The sequence below is a fragment of the Tessaracoccus pujii genome (genome assembly GCF_054483895.1).
The window spans coordinates 1,657,804-1,674,576 of sequence record NZ_CM137012.1 but is presented as its reverse complement, the minus strand read 5'-3'; the positions used below and the strand labels follow the sequence as shown (position 1 = coordinate 1,674,576).

The 16,773-nt window shown below is 71.8% G+C and carries 13 protein-coding genes; 6 read left to right on the top strand and 7 right to left on the bottom strand.

The genetic code is table 11. The annotated features are described in order from the left end of the window. Positions 1-91 precede the first annotated feature (91 nt). Together cas3 and ACX1D0_RS08170 are read right to left on the bottom strand one after the other, a co-directional pair. Entirely contained in the window at positions 92-2,896 is a 2,805-nt protein-coding gene (gene cas3, locus ACX1D0_RS08175) for a CRISPR-associated helicase Cas3' (protein ID WP_459017421.1), read from the bottom strand. 182 nt (positions 2,897-3,078) lie between these two features. After that, the gene (locus ACX1D0_RS08170) at positions 3,079-6,129 is read right to left on the bottom strand and encodes a glycine--tRNA ligase (protein ID WP_459020421.1); all 3,051 of its coding nucleotides are present in this window, start codon (positions 6,127-6,129) and stop codon (positions 3,079-3,081) included. Positions 6,130-6,219: 90 nt separating this feature from the next. Between ACX1D0_RS08170 and ACX1D0_RS08165 the strand changes: the two genes are divergently transcribed. After that, positions 6,220-7,164: an NAD(P)-dependent oxidoreductase gene (locus ACX1D0_RS08165; RefSeq protein ID WP_459017420.1), complete on the top strand. Its 945-nt coding sequence runs from the start codon at positions 6,220-6,222 to the stop codon at positions 7,162-7,164. A gap of 43 nt (positions 7,165-7,207) precedes the next feature. Beyond that, positions 7,208-8,110 carry a cation diffusion facilitator family transporter gene (locus ACX1D0_RS08160; protein WP_459017419.1) on the top strand — a complete coding sequence of 301 codons (903 nt, stop codon included), beginning with the start codon at positions 7,208-7,210 and terminating at the stop codon, positions 8,108-8,110. Positions 8,111-8,132: 22 nt separating this feature from the next. Here ACX1D0_RS08160 and ACX1D0_RS08155 read toward each other — a convergent pair whose 3' ends face one another. The 4 genes from ACX1D0_RS08155 to ACX1D0_RS08140 form a co-directional block, all read right to left on the bottom strand. Beyond that, entirely contained in the window at positions 8,133-8,867 is a 735-nt protein-coding gene (locus ACX1D0_RS08155) for an esterase/lipase family protein (protein ID WP_459017418.1), read from the bottom strand. After that, positions 8,864-9,637, bottom strand: coding sequence for an alpha/beta fold hydrolase (locus ACX1D0_RS08150; protein ID WP_459017417.1), 774 nt, complete (start codon positions 9,635-9,637; stop codon positions 8,864-8,866). Before ACX1D0_RS08150 ends, ACX1D0_RS08155 begins: the two co-directional genes overlap by 4 nt. 84 nt (positions 9,638-9,721) lie before the next feature. Further along, positions 9,722-10,342, bottom strand: coding sequence for a dihydroxyacetone kinase subunit DhaL (dhaL, locus tag ACX1D0_RS08145; RefSeq protein WP_459017416.1), 621 nt, complete (start codon positions 10,340-10,342; stop codon positions 9,722-9,724). Between the two features lie 76 nt (positions 10,343-10,418). After that, entirely contained in the window at positions 10,419-10,670 is a 252-nt protein-coding gene (locus tag ACX1D0_RS08140; protein WP_459017415.1) for a PLD nuclease N-terminal domain-containing protein, read from the bottom strand. Positions 10,671-10,703: 33 nt separating this feature from the next. Between ACX1D0_RS08140 and ACX1D0_RS08135 the strand changes: the two genes are divergently transcribed. The 4 genes from ACX1D0_RS08135 to menD are packed head-to-tail and all read left to right on the top strand — an operon-like array spanning position 10,704 to position 15,062. Then, positions 10,704-11,711 carry an AMP-binding protein gene (locus tag ACX1D0_RS08135; protein WP_459017414.1) on the top strand — a complete coding sequence of 336 codons (1,008 nt, stop codon included), beginning with the start codon at positions 10,704-10,706 and terminating at the stop codon, positions 11,709-11,711. After that, complete coding sequence (locus ACX1D0_RS08130) at positions 11,708-12,586, top strand: 1,4-dihydroxy-2-naphthoate polyprenyltransferase (protein WP_459017413.1); 879 nt, start codon at positions 11,708-11,710, stop codon at positions 12,584-12,586. Before ACX1D0_RS08135 ends, ACX1D0_RS08130 begins: the two co-directional genes overlap by 4 nt. Then, positions 12,583-13,530: an o-succinylbenzoate synthase gene (locus ACX1D0_RS08125; RefSeq protein WP_459017412.1), complete on the top strand. Its 948-nt coding sequence runs from the start codon at positions 12,583-12,585 to the stop codon at positions 13,528-13,530. The genes ACX1D0_RS08130 and ACX1D0_RS08125 overlap by 4 nt, the downstream gene beginning before the upstream one ends. Beyond that, on the top strand, positions 13,527-15,062 hold the full coding sequence (menD, locus tag ACX1D0_RS08120) for a 2-succinyl-5-enolpyruvyl-6-hydroxy-3-cyclohexene-1-carboxylic-acid synthase (protein ID WP_459017411.1): 1,536 nt from the start codon (positions 13,527-13,529) through the stop codon (positions 15,060-15,062). The genes ACX1D0_RS08125 and menD overlap by 4 nt, the downstream gene beginning before the upstream one ends. Here menD and ACX1D0_RS08115 read toward each other — a convergent pair. Then, positions 15,048-16,772: a TM0106 family RecB-like putative nuclease gene (locus ACX1D0_RS08115; RefSeq protein WP_459017410.1), complete on the bottom strand. Its 1,725-nt coding sequence runs from the start codon at positions 16,770-16,772 to the stop codon at positions 15,048-15,050. The genes menD and ACX1D0_RS08115 overlap by 15 nt on opposite strands. Position 16,773: the final 1 nt, after the last annotated feature.

Below are 16,773 nucleotides of genomic sequence, written 5' to 3'. Positions count from 1 at the left end.
CTCTTTCTGAATGGTCTATTAGGAGGAAGGTAGTGGGTAGCTCGGACCAGCGTGGGCTTTTCGACGAAATCGTCCTCATGGGGAGGCTCGCCTAGTAAAGTCGGCGAGTCGCCGCTTCGCGGTGGTCATCCGGGCCTGTTAGGGGGCGCAGAGTGGTCCCTGCAACCGCGGGGTAGTGGGGCTCTCCTTCGCGCTGCCGTTCGATAGAGAGCCCCACCTCCAAGTCGTAGCTCACTCGCCCCGCAGGTGTAGTGGCCTGGAAGCTGCCGTCAAGCACCAGGGTCGGCTGGCGGGCCAGCAAATGCGAGCCGTTGAACCCCGACGGCGCCGAAAGGTCTCCCAACCGGATGTCTTGACGGACACGGACAGTGTCGCCGAGCAGGCGCCGAGCCACGTCGGGGTCTGTTGCCCTCGAGCCAGTCGGGCCGAGAGGGGTGCCGTCCAACATGAAGTAGCCGTCCGCGGATCGCCTGACGAGGCAGACCTCAAGGGTCGGTTCACCATCCCGAACCACCGGAGGTTCATCGTCAACGGGCAGTGCATGTAGGTCGGAAATGTCCCGGGTCCTCCAGAGATCTGCCTGGAGGCCGCCGAGAGTGAACGTCGCGGCCCGGGAGCGCCTTCGTGTGGCGTCTGCCATCAGGTCCTTCCACGCCTGCTCGGCGGCCTCGGGCCAGTGACAGCTCTCGCGCCAGGCGTCCGAGTACCCGTAGCTCACCAGATCGGGGATATCGGTCGGCATGGTCCAGGTGCTGGGATGTCGCAGGAGGAGGTCGCAGGTTGCGAGCAGAGCGTGGCTACGGGTGAACCTGCCCTTTGCCTCCGGGCGTTGTCCGTAGACGGCATCGAAGGCCGAGATCCACCGGGGGGGATCCTCGCCCAGGCGTACACCCGTGATGATCGTTCGCGGGCGACGGAGCCGGGGGGGTCGTTCCTCGGCGCTGCGTGCGTGCCTGTGAAGCCGGCCCATGCGTTGCAGAAGGAGGTCAATGGGGGCAATGTCGCTGAACAGGACGTCAGCATCCACATCGAAACTCTGTTCTGCGATCTGCGTGGCCACGATCACTCGCTGAGCCGGTCGGGCTACGTTCGGCCCGAGTGCAGCGACTGCCGCGTGCGTTCGGCGTGCCCTCTCCGCAGTTGTGAGGCGCCCGTGGACCAACTCGACGTCCACGCTGCGGTCCCTCAGGAGCCGATAGACGCCCTGAGCTCGTGCGACGGTGTTGAGAATGACCAGGGCTACGCCGCCGTCCGCGACCTCGTCCGCGACCCGGGTGGCGATCGGCTGAAGGTCGTCAGGGTCCGCAGGGTCCAGGACCTCGACGTCGACTGAGGCGGGGCGGAGTCGTGATGCGCAGGCAACGGTAGTTGTTTCGCGCTCTGGCCCCGCGACCGTGACCCGGGGGTAGTCCCCGCTCTGGGGCAGGGAGTCAGGGTCTCGGCCACAGTACGCGGCAACGAGCCCGTCCCGTGTGGCAGCGGGCAATGTCGCCGACATGAGCAGCACTGGGATGCCGCCGTCGCCGCACCAGCGTAGCAACTCGTGGACGAACTGAGACATGTGCACATCGAAGCTGTGCACCTCGTCGATGATGACGACCTTCCCTGCCAAGCCCGCATGCCGCAGTGAGACGAAGCGGGTCCGGGTGGCCGCCCACAGGATCTGGTCCACCGTACCGACCACACCAGGGGACAGGAGGCTGCGGTGTCGGCCCAGCAGCCACTCGGCGGGAACGCCCGCCCGGTCAGCCCTCGACATCCCCATCCCGAAGGGGTCATCCTCGTCATAGATGTCGGACAGGTCCTCACCGTGCTGGCTGTTCAAGCGGGCGACCCATTCCTGATTCAGCATGGCCTTGCCATGAAGCAGGCTGACCGTGAACTCGCGGTCAACGCTCTCCGCCCATTTGGTGACGCGCGAGTACATCGCATCAGTGGTGCCTTGCGTGGGCATAGCGAACACGAAGCCCTCGAAGCCGAGCGCCGCCGAAAGGTGTTCCGTTGCCCAGAGCGCAGCTTCGGTCTTGCCCTCACCCATCGGCGCTTCGACGATCAACAAGGCCGGTCCATCGAGCGTCTTAATGATCCCGGGAATCAGGTCCTGAAGCGGAGCCGGGACCCGGCCGAAGCGCTCATCGAATGTCGTCTGGCTCAGAGCGCTCGGGTCCCATCCAGAGCGGATGCCCAGGTGGATCCAAGCTCGATCCGCTCTGGCACGCGCCTCCGCCAGTGATACGTCCCTCAGTCCCAACCCAGGAAACTCGTCAGAACTCGCGATCCAGTCCGCCATTGTGACGTATCCGAGAAGGCTCAACTGGGTCTGGGGTGACGGCGCGGGGAGATTCAGGACAGTCAGATCCGATCCCAGTCGGTGCAGCACGAGCACGGCGAGTTCCTCCTGCACAGCGACCCAGCGTGCCCCACCATGGGACTTTCGCGGGCGCCCGACTCTGCCCTTGAGAAGCCCATGATGTCCGCTGACGAGGGAGGAGACCCACGTGTGAATTTCCGTTGTTCCGGAGCGGTAGGTCAGGCCGTCGATGATGGCTGCCCCTGCCAAGGTGTGGTGCCAAAGATGTGCATCGGCGAGGGTTCGCAGCCCCCAGTCCAACCCGGAGTCTCTGACCTGCTGCGCCAGAAGAGGGACCTTGGACTGGAAGGCCGGGGTGGCCTTTCCGATGTCGTGAAGACCACAGGTGGCAACGAACACCTCGCGGCCGCGCCGCTCGCACGCGCTATCGACTGCGTTGCGGACAGCCACTGGAATGAAGTGATCCCAGATCAATTCGGCCGTGGCAGCTGAGTCCATCAAGTGCCCGATCAGAGAATGGGGAATACCGCCTGCATGCGATTTCGCCCATAGAAGATGAAGATCTGCACTGCTGGACCCCGTCATACGAAGCAGTATGGTTCCGGGCACCGACAGTTTTCGCCGGGGGTGCCGAAAGCACGGATACCTGACGGACTCAGGCGCGGGTCAAGATACCGCCGCAGTTAGCGCCTGGCTTCCTGCGGCACGCAGTCATCCCGCAGGGCGCTCTGACGTTCGGCTCCGCGCGAACGCCTGAGTGAAGCGACTCACCCCAGGGCGATATCCAGGGCCCGCCAGTCGACGCCCGCGGGTGCCAGGGCCAGGACCGATGCCAGGAGCCCCTGGCGCGACGCGCGCACGGCCGGATCCTCGGCGTTGACCAGGATGTCGGTGAAGAACCGGTCCGCCGCGGCCACGACGTCACCCGTGGCGTCCAGCAGGGCGGGGATCGTCGCGTCGGCGCTGCTGGCCGGGGCGGCCTCCACCGCTGTGCGCAGTTCCACCTCGGCCGGCTCGGTCAGCAGTGCTTCGTCATAGCCGGCCGCCGTGCTCGCGGGCAGGATCCGCCCGATCCGCACCAGCGTCGACACGAGTTCCCGCAGCCGCGGGTCCTGCCGGGCCTCATCGAGCTCGCGCAGGAGCCTGGCCCCCCGTCCCGGGGCGTCGGCGGCGGGGAGGATCGCGGTGACCAGGTCAGCCGACGTGCCCTCGTCGCGCAGCAGCTGCGCGAAGCGGCCGACGGTGAACTCCAGCGCCGCGTCGACGGCGTCCGCCGCGACCTCCACGCCCTGGTCCGCCAGGCGTGCGACGGCATCCTCAAGGCCGGCCCGCACGGTCAGGGACTCGAGCGGGGTGCCGGCGGACTCGCGCAGGATCCGCACCACGCCCAGGGCGGCGCGGCGCAGGCCGAAGGGGTCCGACGAGCCCGTGGGCTTGGCCCCGAGCGCGAACATGGCGGCGAGCAGGTCGAAGCGGTCGGCCAGGGCCAGCAGCGCGCCGGGGATCGACGCGGGCACCGGATCCGCGGACGTGTGCGGCTGCTCCATCTCGTACAGCGCATCGGCCACGGCCTGCGTCTCGCCCTTGCGGACGGCGTACTCGCGGGCGATGAACCCGGCCAGGGAGCTCATCTCCACCACCATCTGGGTGGCCAGGTCGAACTTGGCCAGCTGCCCGGCGCGGGTGAGCGTGGCGCGGTCCTCGCCGGCCAGTGCGACCCGGTCCGCGAGCTTCCCGGCGACGTCCGCGATGCGGCGGGCGCGGGCCCCCACGGACCCGAGGCGCTCCTCGAAGGTGAGCTTGTCCAGGCCGGGCACGAAGGCGTCCACGCCCTCTGCCTGCAGGTCCGCGTTCCAGAAGAACAACGCGTCCTCGTAGCGGGCGCGGATGACCGACTCGTTACCGGCTCGGACGGTGTCGTCGTCGCAGAGGCCGTTGGCCATGGTGACGAAGTGGGGCGCGAGCCCGCCGTCGCGGTACACCGGCAGGTAGCGCTGGTGCTTGCGCATGACGGTGGTGAGAATCCGCTCCGGCAGCTCGAGGTAGCGCTCGTCGAAGTGGCCCAGCACACCGCGGGGATCCTCGACCAGGTTGGTGATCTCGTCGATCACCGCAGCCTCGCCGTCCACGTCCACCGTGCCGCCGACGCCTGCCGCCAGCGCGACCGCCTGCTCCACCACCGACGCGCGGCGCGCGGACGTGGAGACCGTGATGGAGCCGGAGGCGATCGTGGGGAGGAGGTCCGCGGCGGTGGCCACGTCCACCCAGCCGACGCGGGCGCCGTCGGAGCGCGTGCCCGACTCCTGGCCGGCGACGGCGCGCTGCAGGGAGGTGGCGCGCCCGGCGGTGAGCCCGGAGACGGTGGCGGGCACGACGGTGTCGCCCCAGAGCGCTACGATCCACCGGATCGCGCGGGAGAAGGAGAGGGAGGGGTCGCTCCAGCGCATGTTCTTCTCGGCGCGCAGGCCCGAGACGATGTCGGTGAGGGCCTCGCCGGCCACGTCGAGCACGTGGCGCCCGGTCACCGTCACCGCGACAACCGCGTGGTCCTGTCCGCCGATCTCCGCGCGCACCACCTGGCCCGCCTCGACGCTCTGGCCCCGCATGAAGCCCTGCAGCGCCTTGGACGGGTTGCCGTCGGCGTCGAAGGCGGCGACCCACTTCGGCCCCTTGCGCAGCTGCTCTGCGTCGGGCTCCTGGGCCGCGACATCCTCCACCACAGCCACGATGCGACGGGGGGTGCCGTCGACGGTTATGGCGCCGTGGGTCAGGCGGGTCGCCGCTAGCTTGGCGGTGAGGGCCTCGCGGACGGCGTCGACGGTCTGGGGCACGACGTGCGGCGGGAGCTCCTCCACGCCGATCTCGAAGGCCAGGGTCTGCGGGGCCGTGCCGAGCGCCGCGCGGTCCACGGGGGCGTCGGATGCCACCGGTGCCGGGGCCGCCTCGCGCAGCAGCGGGTAGCCGAGCTCCTCGCGGCGCTCGATCCACAGGACGGCCGTGTCGCGCATCAGCCGGCGCATCGTCGCGAACGCCTTGGCCCGCTCCGTCGTCGAGATGGCGCCGCGGGCGTCGAGCACGTTGAAGGCGTGGCTGGACTTGAGGATGTAGCCGTGGGCGGGGACCGGGAGCCTGGCCTCGACCATGCGGGCGGCCTCGCCGACGTAGGTCTCGTACAGCCGGCGGTTGGCCTCGACGTCCGCGTCGTCCAGGTAGTAGCGGCTCATCTCGTACTCCTGCTGCCCGAACGCCTCACCGTAGGTGACGGGGCGGCCGTCGGAGGCGATGGAGTAGACGATGTCCTTGAAGTGCGTCACGCCCTGCTGGGCCATGAGGATCCGCTCCACGCCGTAGGTGAGCTCCACGGGGACCGGATCCAGGTTCTGGCCACCCACCTGCTGGAAGTAGGTGAACTGCGTGATCTCCATGCCGTCCAGCCACACCTCCCAGCCGAGGCCCCAGGCGCCGATGGCGGGCTGCTGCCAGTTGTCCTCGACGAAGCGCACGTCGTGCTTGGACAGGTCGATGCCGAGCGCTTCCAGCGAGCCCAGGTACAGCTCCTGCGGGTTGCCGGGTTCGGGCTTGAGGATGACCTGGAACTGGGTGTGCATCTGCAGCCGGTTGGGGTTCTCGCCGTAGCGGGAATCGTCCGGGCGCACCGACGGCTCCACGTAGGCCACGTCCCACGGCTCCGGCCCGAGGACCCGCAGCACCGTCGCCGGATTCATCGTGCCGGCGCCCACCTCGCTGTTGAACGGCTGCCACGTGAGGCAGCCCTTCGCGGTCCAGTAGTCGGAAAGGCGGCGGAGGGCTTCTTGCATGGTCAGCACCCCTGCAGGTTACCGAGTTCTGCCGCAGGACGCCCACCCGCCTGTGGGATGCTGGGCCGGTCCTATGGAGGTGCTTGCCAGATGAAGGTCCTGATCCCAGACACGTACACCGGAGCGATACCGTCGATCGACGGCGCTGAGGTGGTGGTGATCCCGGGCGATCGCCCCGTACCGGAGGAGCACGTGGACGCCGAGGTGCTGGTGGTGTGGGGGCAGAGCGGTGACGTGCTCGCGGACTCCGCCCGCCGCATGACGCGGCTCCGCCTCGTCCAGGGCCTGGCGGCCGGCCCGGACACCGTGGTGGCCGCCGGCTTCGCGCCGGACGTGCTGCTGGCCAGCGGGGTGGGACTCCACGACGGGCCCGTGGCCGAGCACGCGCTGGCGCTCACGCTCGCACTGGTGCGGCTGCTGCCGCTGGCGATGCGGCAGCAGCAGGACCACGTCTGGGACGACGAACTGGGCGGGGCCATGCTGGACCGGGCCCACGACGGCCGCATCATCACCCTCGACGGCGCCAACGTGACGATCTGGGGCTTCGGCTCCATCGCGTCCCGGCTGGCGCCCCTGCTCCGCGCCCTCGGTGCGTGGGTCACCGGCATCGCCCGCTCCACGGGGCCGCGGCACGGCTTCGAGGTGTTCGACGAGGACTCCCTCCCGCTGGTCCTGGCGGAGACCGACGTGCTGATCATGGTGCTACCGAGGCACGGCTCGACCGACGCGGCGTTGAACGCCGAGCGGCTCGCGCAGCTGAAGCCCGCGGCACTGGTGGTCAACGTCGGCCGCGGCACCACCGTCGACGAGGAGGCGCTGCTCGCCGCGGTGCGCTCCGGCAGGGTGGCCGGTGCGGCGCTGGACGTGACGGCCGTCGAGCCGCTGCCCCCATCGTCGCCCCTGTGGGACGAGCCGAACGTGCTCCTGACGCCGCACGTGGCCAGCGGGCGCCCCCAGGAGGCCGACGGGCTGATCGGCGCCAACGTGCGCGCGCTCGGCGGCGACGGCGACCTCATCAACCTCCTGGCCCGTTGAGCCGACGTTGATCCCGCCCGACGGGACGCGACAGGATGGACGCATGCCCACACCACGCGTCGACCTCACGAAGTTCGCCTGGTTGTCGATCGCGGCCGCGCTCGTCACCATCGCGCTGAAGACCTCAGCCTGGCTCATCACCGGATCCGTCGGCCTGCTCTCCGACGCCGCGGAGTCGGTGGTCAACCTGGTGGCGGCGGTCGTGGCGCTGTTCGCGCTGCGGGTCGCGGCGAAACCGGCGGACAAGAACCACCACTTCGGCCACTCGAAGGCCGAGTACTTCTCCTCCGCCATCGAGGGCGTGATGATCTTCGTGGCGGCGGTGGCCATCGTGGGGTTCGCCGTCGAACGGCTGATCTTCCCCCGGCCGCTGGAGGAGATCGGGGTGGGCCTGCTGATCTCGGTGGTGGCCGCGGCCGTCAACGGCGGCGTGGCGGTGGTCCTGCTCAGGGCCGGGAGTCGCTACAACTCGATCACGCTCAAGGCCGACGGGCATCACCTCATGACAGACGTGGTGACCTCCGCCGGCGTCGTGGTGGGCATCGCCCTGGTGTGGCTCACGGGCTGGGACTGGCTGGATCCGGTCGTCGCGCTGCTGGTGGGCCTCAACATCCTGTGGACCGGATGGCGGCTGGTCTCCGAATCGGCCTCAGGGCTCATGGACGAGGCGCTGCCCAAGGAGACCAACGCCCGGCTGCGGGAGATCCTGGAAGAGCACGAGCGCGAGGACATCAGGTTCCACGCCTTCCGGACGCGCATCTCCGGCGCGCGGGCGTTCATGGAGTTCCACATGCTCGTGCCGGGCGCCTGGTCCGTGCAGCAGGGCCACGACGCCATGGAGGACCTGGTGGACCTGATCCAGGGCGAGTTCAGGGAGTTGCGGGTCATCGGCCATCTGGAACCGATCGAGGACCCCCGCAGCTACGAGGACATCCACATCGACTGAGGCCGGGTGGGACCACGGCCCCTCAGGGAGCCGGGTCGACGTCGGCGAGGCGGTGGATGTGGTCGTGGATGATCCTCCACACCGACTCCTCGCGCATGGGGCGGAAGTGGCCGGGCACGTCGAGGTTCACGTTGGTGGCCCCCGCCAGATGCGAGCCGTCCGGGATCACCTGGTCCCACGCCGGGGCCAGGGACACGATGCGCGCGTTGGCGCTCACGTCGTCTGCCAGGCTGCGCAGGATCGGATTCTCCGGCGAGAACAGGCCGAGCGGGGACCTCGCGACCAGCCGGTGCAGCCTCCTGCCCACCGTCGACCCCCCGAACGGCGTGGCGACCGTCACGAGGCCCAGGGCCACGTCGTCGCGCTGGCGCAGGAGCACGGACTTGCCGATCAGCCCGCCCTTCGAGTGCGCCACCAGGACGCACCTCCGGACCCCCCGCTCCTCGAGCACCGCCAGGCAGCGCTGCGCCGACGCGTCGAGATCGCCCAGGTTCCAGCCCAGCGTCTCGACGAACTCGACGCGGTGCCCGTGCCTGACCAGCCAGCGGGCCAGGGGGGCGAGGTAGCTCCACGGCTCCAGGATGCCGGGCAGGAGCACCACCGGAATGTCGCGGCAACCGTGTCCGTCCCCGTCCTGCCCGGGGTGGCGCCAGGGGAGGACGCGCCGCCAGAGCGCGGCGGTCATGTCGCGGCCGGCGATGCCCCAGTCGGTGGCCGCCGCGCGCGCCCGGCCGATCGCTGCCCGGACCCGCCTCACGTCAGCCCCGCGATGTCGAGGCAGCCGTCCACCACCCGCTCCGGGTGCGTGACCATCACCTGGTGCGAGGCGTTCGGCACGACGTCGACGGTGACGCGCTCGCTGCCCGCGGCCGCCCGCAGGACGTCGAGCCATGGGCCCGGTGCCAGCCGGTCGTACTCTCCGGCGATGAGCGCGAGGTCCGCGCGCACCTCGGCGATGCGTTCCTCGATGGGGTAGGCGAGCATCGCGGGGAAGGTGTCGATGAACCACCGCGGACCGCAGCTGAGCCAGGCGCGGATGGACGGCCAGGCCGACGCGGGGGTCTCCCGCGAGGCGGCCTGGAGGAAGCGTCGCACCACCGTCGGAGCGCGCCGCTCGGCGCCGTTGACGACGGGGCCGATCAGCACGCCGGCCGAGGCGATCGTGGGCTGGCGGCGCAAGGCCTCAACCACCACCTGGACGCCCATGGAGTGTCCGACGAGGACGGCGTCGTGGAGGCCCAGCCGCTCGATGGTGTCGATCAGCGCCAGCGCGAAGCTGGGGATGCGCAGCGTCCGGTCCGGCGTGTCGGCCCGCCCGAAGCCGGGAAGGTCCACGGTCACGACGCGGGCATGCGGTGCCAGATGGCGGGCGAGTTCACGGAAATACAGCGACGACACTCCCAGCCCGTGCACCAACACGAACGCCTTCTCCAGCGGCATGGCGTCGGGGCGCGAATCGAGGACCACGACGTTGAGGTCGCGGATCTGGAACTCGCGTTCGGTGAAGCCCGGGTCGTCGGCGGTCACTCTGCGATCGTGCCACACCGCCCGCGCCGGGGGGAGAGGCGGCGCGCGGGGCGCCCCCAGGGCCTTGACGCCGGCGCGATTCGCTCACCGGATGTGCTTGGCCGCCGTGGCGAGGATCAGCGCCATGGAGACCGCTCCCGGGTCGATGACGCCCACGGAGGATTCGGCCTTCAGCGCAGCGCGGCCGCGCCTGGCCACCAGGGGCAGGGTGGCGTCGCGTCCGGCCTCGGCCGCCGTGGCCGCCCTGGCCAGCGCCTCAGCCACGGCGCAGCCCTCTGCGGCCGCCTCCTCCATGGCCCGTGCGGCGGGTTCCAGCGCGTCCACCATGGTCTTGTCGCCCACCTCGGCGCGGCCACGGGCGACCACGCCGTCGAGACCGGAACGCAGCGCGCGGGCCAACCCGGCCGTCGAGACCTCCGAGGGCCAGGACGCGCCTGCCCGCAGGAAGAAGGTGCCGAAGAGCGGACCGGAGGCGCCGCCCACGGTGCTGACCAGCGCCATGCCCACCAGGCGCAACGCTTCGGCGGCGGTGGGGGTCTCGCTGAGGTCGATGGTCAACGCCGCCTCGGTGCCGCGCCGCATGTTGGTGCCGTGGTCGCCGTCACCGAGGGTGCGGTCCAGGCCGTCCAACTCCTCGCTGCGCAGCGCGAACTCGCGGGCGCACTCGCGGAGCCAGTCGGACACCGCCCCCACTGCTCCAGGCATGATCTGTTCTCCTCTGTCCGACGTGGCCGACCCATTCTAGGCTGTCTAGGGCCGGGTGCCGAACTCGTGGACTGGCTCAGCGGAGGCCGCGGAGAAAGTCCTCGTCGTCGTCCGGGGCGCTGGGCCCGCGGTCGAGGGCCCGTCCGCCCGTCGTCGGGCGGCCCAGGAAGAGCCACGCCAGCGGACCCACCACCGGCAGACCGATGACCAGGAACGCCCACAGCCACCGCGGCATGGCACGCACGCGTTGCCCCCGCGCCTGCGCCACCTCGACGACGCAGTACACGGTGAGCATCACGATCGCGATGATCAGAAGAACCCGGGTCACAGACCTATCCTACTCGCGGGCTAATGTGACGACGTGGGCCACTGGATCGACGACGCGCGCAGCCTCCTCGGCGAGGGGGCCGGCCTGTGGCTCGCCGACGGCGAGGGTTCCGCGCCGCCCGGCACCGCCGTCGTCGGCACCTCGGGATCCACCGGCCCGGCGAAGCGGGTGGTCCTCGGCCGCGCCGCCCTCGCCGCCGCAGCGGACGCCGCCCACGAGCGGCTCGGATTCCGCGCCACCTGGCACCTCGCGCTGCCGCCGCGCTACGTTGCGGGGCTCATGGTGCTCGTGCGCGGGCTGCGGGGTCGCGGCGTGCGCCTCGCCGACCCGTCGCTGGCGGGGCTCGAACCGGCGGCGGGACCCAACGCCGTGTCCATCGTGGCCACGCAACTGTTCCGTGCGCTCGGGGACCCCGGTGTCGCGGCGGGGCTGGCCCGGTTCGACGCGGTGCTCGTGGGCGGCTCGGCGCTCGACCCGGACCTGCGCCGACGCGCCGAGGCGGCGGGGATCGCCGTGATCGGGACCTACGGCATGAGCGAGACCTGCGGCGGGGTGGTGTGGGACGGGGTGCCGCTGCCGGGCGTCGACGTCCGGCTGGGGGCCGACGCCCGGGTGTCCATCGCCGGCCCCACCCTGTTCGACGGCTATCTGGGAATGCCCCGTGAGACGGCCGAGGTGCTCGTCGACGGCGCCCTCCTCACCCGCGACAGGGGCCGCTGGGCCGACGGCAGGCTGGTCATCGACGGGCGCATCGACGACGTGGTGATCAGCGGGGGCGTCAACGTCGACCTGGCCGCGGTGCGCGGCGCCGCCCTGGCGCTCGACCCGGACACCGAGGTGCTGGCCGTGCCGGACCCCGAATGGGGGGTGCGCGTGGTGCTGTTCGCGACGAGCGGAGACCTGGCCGGCTGGCGCGACCGCCTCCGGGAGACGCTCCCCGCGGCCTCCCTGCCACGGCAATGCGTGCTGGTCCGGGGGCTGCCCCGGACCGCCGGCGGCAAACCGGACCGCGAAAAGCTCCTACAGTTGCTCGGGTCATGAACGAGAAGCTCACAGTCTGGGTGGCCGGTGCGCGCCCCCGCACCCTGCCCGCCGCCGTCGCCCCCATCCTCGCCGGAGCGGCCAGCGCCGCCGCGCTCGGCCACTACGACTGGGGCATGGCCGCGCTGTGCCTCGGCGTCGCGCTCGCCCTGCAGGTGGGGGTCAACTACGCCAACGACTACTCCGACGGCGTGCGGGGCACCGACGACGACCGCGTCGGCCCCACCCGCCTCGTGGCGTCGGGCCTAGCGTCTCCCCGTGCGGTGAAGACGGCCGCGTTCGCCGCGTTCGGGCTGGCCGGCCTGGCCGGCATCGCCGTCGTGGCCCTCAGCGGGCACTGGTGGCTGCTCGCCGTGGGTGCCCTCAGCATCCTGTCGGCCTGGTACTACACCGGTGGCGCCAGACCGTACGGCTACCTGGGTCTGGGTGAGGTCATGGTGTTCGTGTTCTTCGGCCTCGTCGCCACCGTCGGCACCGCGTACGTCATCGCCGACGCCGCGCCCCCGCACGCGTGGCTGGCCGCGACCTCCGTCGGCTCGCTCGCCAGCGCCATCCTCGTGGCCAACAACCTGCGCGACATCGCCACGGACGCCGTCGTCGGCAAGATGACCCTGCCGGTGCGGCTGGGGGACCGGGGGTCGCGGCTGTTCTTCGCGCTCCTCGCGGCACTCGCCCTCGTCGCGACACTCGGGTTCGCGGCCCTCACCACCTGGTGGGCCCTCGTCGCGCTCGTCGGCGGGCTGCTCCTCGTCGCCCCACTGCGGCGGGTCCTGGGCGGTGCCACGGGCCGCGCCCTCATCCCCGTCATCCAGTCCACCGGCATGGCCGAGATCGGGATCGCGGTCGGCCTGCTGGCGGGTGTGTCGCTGGCATGAGGCTCCACGTCGTCGATGTTCCTTTGACGGTGCCGTTCCGGGGCCTCACCCGGCGCAGCGCCGTGCTGATCCACGGCGCGGCCGGATGGGCCGAATGGAGCCCGTTCCCCGAGTACGGCGACCACGAGGCCGCATCCTGGCTGCGCGCCGCGCTGGAGGCCGCTGGGCACGGCTATCCCGACCCCGTCCGCGGCTGGGTGGAGGTCAACGGGATCGTGCCTGCCCTCCCTCCCGACCAGGCCGCGGCCCGCGCGGTCGCCTCCGGGTGCCGGACCGTCAAGATCAAGGTCGCGGCCGCGGGCGAGCGGCTGGACGACGACGTGGCCAGGGTCGCGGCGGTGCGCTCGGCCCTGCCGGACGCCCGGATCCGGGTGGACGCCAACGGGGCCTGGTCCCTGGCCGAGGCTCGCGACGCCCTCCGGGAGCTGGGCCACTACGCGCTGGAGTTCGCCGAGCAGCCGTGCGCCACCGTCGAGGACCTCGCCGCCCTGCGGGCGATGGACATCGGTGTGCCGATCGCGGCGGACGAGTCCATCCGCAGAGCCGCGGACCCGCTCCGGGTCCGCGACGCCGGCGCCGCGGACATCGCCGTGCTGAAGGTGCAGCCACTGGGGGGCGTGCGGGCCTGCCTGCGGCTGGCGGAGGCGGTCGGGCTGCCCGTCGTGGTCTCCAGCGCGGTGGAGACCTCCGTCGGTCTGCGGGCGGGGGTGGCCCTGGCCGCCGCGCTGCCGGACCTGCCGTACGCCTGCGGGCTGGAGACCGGCCGCCTGCTCGCGCACGACGTGGTGACGCACCCCCTCGTGCCCGTCGACGGGGTGATCGGCGTCGGCGGGATCGACGTGGAGCCCCGCCTGCTCGAGCGCCACGCGGCCGGCCCGGAGCTCACCAGGTTCTGGTTGGATCGGTGGGAGCGGGTCCACCGGCTCGTGGAGGAGGGACGATGAGCAGCATCGAGCTCGGATCGGTGGTCCTCGACGCCCTCATCGGCTCCGGCGTCACCGACGTCGTCCTGGCCCCCGGATCCCGCAGCGCCTCGCTCGCGCTCGCCGCTGACCGGGCGGACCGGGCCGGTGCGCTGCGGCTGCACGTGCGCGTCGACGAGCGGGTCGCGGGGTTCACCGCGCTCGGGCTGGCCAAGGAATCGGGGCGTGCCGTGGCGGTGATCACCACCTCCGGGACCGCCGTGGCCAACCTGGCGCCCGCCGCCATGGAGGCGAAGGCCTCGGGTGTGGCGCTCGTGCTGATCACGGCGGACCGGCCCGCGCACCTGGTCGGGACCGGGGCCAACCAGACCACAGACCAGGTGGGCGCGTTCGGCCCGTCGACGCTCGGGGTCGTGCGCCTGTCATCGGAGTCCGGCGACGAGGATGCGTGGGCGGCCGGCGTGCACCGCGCCGTCGCGCTCGCCGAGGGGAGGCGCACCCGCCAGCCCGGGCCGGTGCAGCTCAACGCCGAGTTCGCGGCACCGCTGGTGGGCACCCTCCCGGCGCTGCGCCCGCGCGGGTTCGCGGTCCCGAGGTCTGCTGGGCACACGGCCGTCGAGCTCGACGCCCGCCGCACGGTGGTGCTGGTGGGCGACGCGCCGCCCACCGTCGGTCTGGAGGCGCGGGCGCTGGCCGAGGTGTCAGGGGCGCCGCTGCTGGCGGAGCCGTCGTCCAACGCCCGCAGCGGGCCCAACGCGGTGGCCCGCTACCGCGAACTGCTCGACGGGGTGGGCCGCGCCATCGCGCGCGTGATCGTGGTGGGACACCCCACCTTGTCGCGCCCGGTGACGGCGCTGCTGTCGCGGCGGGACGTGGAGATCGTCGTGGTCTCGTCCACGGCCGCCTGGATCGACCCGGGGCACCGTGCCTCAGTGATCGCCGACCGCGTGATCCTGCAGGACCAGGACCCGGCCTGGGTGGACCAGTGGCGTGAGGCGGCCGTGGAGGGCGACGCCGCCGCGACGGGCTTCACCCAGCGCGACGTGGCGGATGCCGTGCTGGCGTCCCTGACCGACGCCGACGACCTCGTGCTGGGCTCCAGCTCCATCATCCGCGCCGCGGACCTCGCGCCCATCGCGTCGTCGCCGCCGCGGGTGTTCGCGAACCGCGGGTTGGCGGGGATCGACGGCACCGTGGCCACGGCCACGGGGATCGCCCTGGCGGGCCGTCGTCCGACCACCGTGCTGCTGGGTGACCTCACCCTCCAGCACGACCTCGGCGCCCTCGTCCGGGCCCCGCAGGAGCCGGCCTCCCGGCTCCGGATCGTGGTGGCCGACGACGGCGGCGGGTCGATCTTCCACGGCCTGGAGCAGGGGGCGCCGGCCTACGCGGACAGCTTCGAGCGCGTCTTCGGCACCCCGCAGGGCCTCGACCTGGTGCCCGTCGGACAGGCCCTGGGCTGGAACTCGGTGCGGGTGGGGACCCGCGGAGAGCTCGAGCGTGCGCTCGTCGGTGGCGCCGAGTTGATCGTCGCCACGCTACGACGGGGCTGAGGCCTCCGCCGCGGGGGCGTCCAGGCCCGTCAGCCAGCGGCGGACCGCCAGGGTGGCCCGCACGTCGTCCTCGTTGTACTGCAGCACGCGCTCCCGGGCCGCGGCGCGCGACTCCGGCGTGGTGCCCGTGACCGCCTCGCTGAACCAGGTCTGCGACGCCAGGCCGCCCGGCTCCTCGTCGCGCCAGGCGAATCCGGCGCCGCGAGTGGCGACCACCTTGAGGCCCAGGCCGTCCACGCCGACGAAGTTGTCCCGCACGAAGCCGAACAGGTCCACGAAGTGCGTGCGGATGATCCCGCACAGCTCCTTCAACACCGGGCTGGCGCTGCGTTCGGCGAGCCGGTGCAGGTGGACGGTCTCGTAGTCGCTGTAGTGAAACACGCGCAGCTCGGGGTGCCGCTGGACCAGGCCGAGCAGCCACCGGGCGAACTCCTCCGCCAGCTCGAACTCCTTGGACGCGACGTCCGCCCCGAAGCGGCTGAACTGCACGTAGCGGGGGGCCGGGGAGGCGTCGTCCCCGGCAACCAGGGCGCCCCACAGATACACCGTGCCGTCGTCGGAGGTCTCGATGTCCAGGTCCACCTCGACGGCGGCTCGGGGCACGCCGATGGGGTCCACGCTCACCCGCTCCAGGTCCACCCCGGTGGCCAGCATGCGGGCCCGCTTCGCGGCCTGCCGGAGCCGCTGCTCGGGGCGGTCGCGGTGCCCCGTGAGCGGAAGGTAGCGCGGTAGAAGCTCCTCGACGTCCGCCTCCGCCAATTGCGCCACCGTCGTGATGCCCAGGCTCATCAGGGTCTGCAGCTCGCGCACGTCCAGCGGCGCCTTGGAGATGCGCAGCGACAGGTCGTCGTCGTCGATGCGCGTCCGGCACACCGACCACCACGAGCACCATTCGCACTCCTTGACCCTGATCGGCCGGACCACGGGGGGCGGATCGTCCAGGCCGGTGCGCTCCGCGGCGCGCTCGGCCACGTGGACGCGGAACTGGTGCTCGTGGTCGTAACGCTCGAGCGCCGAGCGGAGCTTGTGGCCGGCGCTGCGAGAATAGGTGCGGATGAAGCGGTGCGTGAGGTCCACCCAGGTGGCCGTGGGTTCGGCGCCCGCCGCGCGATCGTTGCCCACGACCGCCGCCCGCGGCTCCGAGGAGGCGAATCCGCAGGATTCGAGCAGCCGCCAGTGGTGCGCCAGTTCGAGCAGCGCCCCCTCGCGGTAGACGCGGTAGCGCAGGTCCGGGAGAACCTCGCAGGCGCCGATGTGGCCAAGCGGCGACCATTGCAGGGCGGTGGCGCCCACCTGCTTCTCGCGCACCCGGTAGGGCTTGACCTTGAGCGGCCAGTAGCCCGCCGCCCCGGAGGCGGTGTCCGTGCCGCGGACCAACGCGTCCGGGCGCCCGCTCCGGTGCCCGTCGAGGTCCAGCGGCAGCACCCCCCCGAGGATCACTGGCGCGCCGGCACCCATGGCCGCCAGGCAGGCCGCCTCCCGCTCCACCCAGCTGGCGCCCGCCTGATGCATGCCACGGAGGTCCACGGCCCCGGCGTCCGCGGCGAGCCGGTTGAGTACCTCGTCGCGGAAGTCCGAGCCGCCCTGGAACGACTCGCGCAGCGACTCGTCGAGGGGCGCCTCCGGCTGGGCCAGGGTGGGATCGAAGAGATGGAACGTCTTGACCGGGCAGCTGCGCGCGGCGTAGGCGTCCAGCACGAACCCGTTCACG